We start from the raw sequence: 3,956 nt of genomic DNA, 5'->3' as shown, positions 1-3,956 counted from the left end.
TGCGGCCGCCGGCACGGCGGGGGCCGCGGGGCGCGCTCAGTCGGCGGCGGGCAGCTCCATCACGAGCTCGGTGATGACCTCGGCACGGGCGTTGGAGAAGACCTTCTCCTCGCCGACGGTCTCGAAGCCGCGGCGGGAGAGCACCTTCACGGAGCCCACATTGTCCTCGGGGACGTGCGCCCGCAGCGGGCGGGCGGTGTGCTCCTCCAGGAACCGGTCCACGGCCGCGGTCGTCAGCCCCAGGCCCCAGTAGTCCTGCGCGGTCCAGAAGGACAGCTCGCCCACGCCGTCCTGCTGGATGCACACGAGCGCACCCACGGCGCGGCCCTCGTGCTCGATGGTCCGCACGACGGTGTCCTCGTCCCCGAGCAGGTGGGCCCAGTGGTAGTCGAAGACACCGCGGTCCCGGGGGTTGCGGGGGGCGAAGGCGGACATCAGGTTGGCCTGCTCGTCCTGCTGGTGGAGGAAGAACTCGTCCAGATCCTCGGGTCGGACGTCACGAAGAAGCACGGCGGTGGACCTCTCGGGGCGGGGTTCGACGGCGTCCGCCGTCGCGGGTACCGGCCACCGTACCACCGGGCACGACGTCGGCCCGCCGGGCCGGTGCCGTCCGCTCAGTCCTCGCCGGACAGCGGTCCGGGGGCCGTGGCCGCGGCCCAGGCCATGGCCACGAGGGTCGCACGGCGGGCCGCGCGGTCGGCCGCGGTGCGCCGCACCGAGCGGGGGGTGGAGTTGAGCAGGCCCAGCACGGCCTGGGCGCGGAACACGGCGGTGGCCTGGTCCTCGTGGGGGTGGACGACCTGCAGCTGGCGCGCCCACACGTCGATGTAGGCGCGCTGGGTGCGCGTGATGGCCGTGCGCGCGCCGTCGGGCAGGGCGGACATGTCGCGGTCCTGCACACGGATCACGTCGCGCTGGGCGAGGGCGAAGTCCGCCTGGAAGCCGATGAGGGCCCGCAGGGTCTCCGCCCCCGGCGCGTGCTGCGCCTCGGCGGCCAGCCCGCCGTCGAGCAGGTCCTGCGAGGCCGTGTCGAGGATCGCCGTGAGCACGGCGGCCTTGCCGGCGAAGTGGCGGTAGATGGCGGGGCCGCTGATCCCGACCGCGGCGCCGATGTCCTCGAGGCGGACCGCGTCGAAGCCCCGGGCCGCGAACAGTCGCGCCGCGGCCGCGAGCAGGTCCACCCGGCGTCGGGCCTTGGCGGCCTCCCGGGCGGTCGGCGGGGTCGCCGGGGCGGCGGGGGACGCGGGATCGGCGGCGGGCATGGGTTCCACTGTAGGACGAGACGAGGCGCGCCGGGCGCCCGGTCGACGTCAGTGACGATCGTCACTACACTGAGGCTCGGTTCAGTTAGTCGTCATTCACTGAAGGGGGTCTCATGACCGCCAGCACCCCGGCCCCGGCCGCGCAGTCCGCGCCCACCGTGGCCGAGCGCAACGCGGCCGGCCACGCTCGGCTCGAGCAGGAGCTCGCCGACCTCGTCGCCCGCACGTCGCTCGGCGGGCCCGAGCGCTCGCGCGAGCGCCACACCGGCCGCGGCAAGCTGCTGGTGCGGGACCGCATCGACGCGCTGCTCGACGAGGGCTCGCCCTTCCTCGAGGTCGGCGCGCTGGCCGCGCACGGCCTGTACGACGGGGACAGCCCCGCCGCCGGCGTCGTGGCGGGCATCGGCCTGGTCCACGGCCGCCTCGTGATGGTGGTCGGCAACGACGCCACCGTGAAGGGCGGCACCTACTACCCCATGACGGTGAAGAAGCACCTGCGGGCCCAGGAGATCGCCCTGGAGAACCGCCTGCCGTGCATCTACCTCGTGGACTCCGGCGGCGCGTTCCTGCCCCGCCAGGACGAGGTCTTCCCGGACCGCGAGCACTTCGGCCGCATCTTCCGGAACCAGGCGCTGCTCTCCTCGCAGCGCATCCCGCAGCTGGCCGCGGTGTGCGGCTCCTCCACGGCGGGCGGCGCGTACGTGCCGGCCATGTCGGACGAGACCGTGATCGTGCGCGAGCAGGGCACCATCTTCCTCGGCGGCCCCCCGCTCGTGAAGGCCGCGATCGGGGAGGACGTCTCGCCCGAGGACCTCGGCGGCGGCCGGCTGCACGCCGAGCGCTCCGGCGTCGCGGACCACCTGGCGGACGACGACCTGCACGCCATGCAGATCCTCCGGGACATCGTGGCCACCCTGCCCCCGGCCGAGGCGCCGGCCTGGGAGGTCGCCCCCGCCGCGGAGCCCGCCAAGGACCCGGCCGAGCTGACCAGCGTCGTGCCCGTGGACGTGAACACCCCCTACGACGTGCGCGAGGTGATCGACCGCCTCGTGGACGGCGGCTCCGTCCACGAGTTCAAGCCCCTCTACGGCACCACCCTGGTCACCGCGTTCGCGCGGATCGACGGCCACCCCGTGGGCGTCCTCGCCAACAACGGCATCCTGTTCGGAGACTCCGCCCGCAAGGGCGCGCACTTCATCGAACTGTGCGACCAGCGCGGCATCCCGCTGCTGTTCCTGCAGAACATCTCCGGCTTCATGGTGGGTCGGGACGCGGAGGCCGGCGGCATCGCGCGCGACGGCGCCAAGATGGTCACCGCCGTCGCGACCGCCCGCGTGCCCAAGCTGACCGTGGTGATCGGCGGCTCGTTCGGCGCCGGCAACTACGCGATGTGCGGCCGCGCCTACTCACCCCGCTTCCTGTGGATGTGGCCGAACGCGCGCATCTCCGTGATGGGCGGCCCGCAGGCCTCCTCCGTGCTCACGCAGATCAAGCAGGACCAGCGGGCCGCCGCGGGGGAGGAGCCGATGTCCTCCGAGGAGGTCGAGGCCTTCCAGGCGCCGGTCCGTCGGCAGTACGAGGACCAGGGCAGCCCCCTGTACTCCACCGCCCGCCTCTGGGACGACGGGGTGATCACCCCCGGCCAGACCCGCCGGGTGCTCTCCCTGGCCCTCGACGTCATCTCCCGTTCCCCGCTGCCGGACTCCCGGTTCGGCCTGTTCCGCATGTGAGCCACCAGTGACCGAGAACCACGCCCAGGGGACGCCCCTGTTCGACACCGTGCTGGTGGCCAACCGCGGCGAGATCGCCGTGCGCGTCATCCGCACCCTGCGCCGCCTCGGCATCCGCTCGGTGGCCGTGCACTCCGACGCCGACGCCGACGCGCGGCACGTCCGCGAGGCGGACACGGCGGTCCGCCTCGGCCCGGCTCCGGCCCGCGAGTCGTACCTGGACATCGACGCCGTCGTCGACGCCGCGCGCCGCACCGGCGCCCAGGCCGTGCACCCCGGCTACGGCTTCCTGTCCGAGAACGCCGACTTCGCCCGCGCGCTGGAGGCGGCCGGCATCGTGTTCGTGGGCCCGCCCGTGGCCTCGCTCGACGCGATGGCGGACAAGATCCGCGCGAAGGAGACCGTGGCCGCGTACGACGTGCCGGTGGTCCCCGGCATCCAGGACCCCACGCTCACCGACGAGCAGATCACGGCCGAGGCCGAGCGCGTCGGCTTCCCGCTGCTGATCAAGCCCTCCGCGGGCGGCGGCGGCAAGGGCATGGTGGCCGTGCGCGCCGCCGAGGAGCTGCCCGGCGCCCTCGCCTCGGCCCGGCGCACGGCGCGCTCGGCGTTCGGCGACGACACGCTGCTGCTCGAGCGGCTCATCACCGCGCCCCGGCACGTCGAGGTGCAGGTGTTCGCGGACGCCCACGGCGCCACCGTGCACCTGGGTGAGCGCGAGTGCTCCCTGCAGCGCCGCCACCAGAAGGTGATCGAGGAGGCCCCCGCGCCCCTGCTGACCGGGCTGGCGCACGGGGCCGAGCTCCGCGAGCGCCTGGGCCGGGCCGCCGTGGACGCGGCCGTGTCCGTGGGCTACCGCGGTGCCGGCACCGTCGAGTTCCTCGTCTCGGACGAGAACCCGGACGAGTTCTTCTTCATGGAGATGAACACCCGCCTGCAGGTGGAGCACCCGGTCTCCGAGGAG

At 74.1% G+C, this 3,956-nt stretch carries 4 protein-coding genes; 2 read left to right on the top strand and 2 right to left on the bottom strand.

Annotation, left to right across the window (positions count from 1 at the left end; all coding sequences use genetic code 11):
- Nucleotides 1-36: 36 nt before the first annotated feature.
- Together SJ20_RS11530 and SJ20_RS11525 are read right to left on the bottom strand one after the other, a co-directional pair.
- On the bottom strand, nt 37-510 hold the full coding sequence (locus SJ20_RS11530; RefSeq protein ID WP_044660004.1) for a GNAT family N-acetyltransferase: 474 nt from the start codon (nt 508-510) through the stop codon (nt 37-39).
- Nucleotides 511-614: 104 nt separating this feature from the next.
- Nucleotides 615-1,262 (bottom strand): TetR/AcrR family transcriptional regulator, encoded by a 648-nt coding sequence (locus tag SJ20_RS11525; RefSeq protein ID WP_044660003.1) that lies wholly within the window; start codon nt 1,260-1,262, stop codon nt 615-617.
- Between the two features lie 113 nt (nt 1,263-1,375).
- On the opposite strand from SJ20_RS11525, the gene SJ20_RS11520 reads away from it, so the two are divergent.
- Both SJ20_RS11520 and SJ20_RS11515 read left to right on the top strand, forming a co-directional pair.
- Nucleotides 1,376-2,992 (top strand): carboxyl transferase domain-containing protein, encoded by a 1,617-nt coding sequence (locus tag SJ20_RS11520; RefSeq protein WP_036338399.1) that lies wholly within the window; start codon nt 1,376-1,378, stop codon nt 2,990-2,992.
- Nucleotides 2,993-2,999: 7 nt separating this feature from the next.
- Nucleotides 3,000-3,956 (top strand): acetyl/propionyl/methylcrotonyl-CoA carboxylase subunit alpha (locus tag SJ20_RS11515; protein WP_044660002.1); only part of this gene is annotated, 957 nt, incomplete at its 3' end.

Source organism: Micrococcus sp. MS-ASIII-49 (assembly GCF_000946635.1).
Lineage (GTDB): Bacteria > Actinomycetota > Actinomycetes > Actinomycetales > Micrococcaceae > Micrococcus > Micrococcus luteus.
Note: the sequence above shows the minus strand (reverse complement) of the source record. Positions and strands in the feature narration are given on the sequence as shown.

What these genes read in the sequence shown, in the direction of transcription:
- SJ20_RS11525 (WP_044660003.1), bottom strand. Translation starts at nt 1,262, where the DNA reads ATGCCCGCCGCCGATCCCGCGTCCCCCGCCGCCCCGGCGACCCCGCCG.
- SJ20_RS11520 (WP_036338399.1), top strand. Translation starts at nt 1,376, where the DNA reads ATGACCGCCAGCACCCCGGCCCCGGCCGCGCAGTCCGCGCCCACCGTG.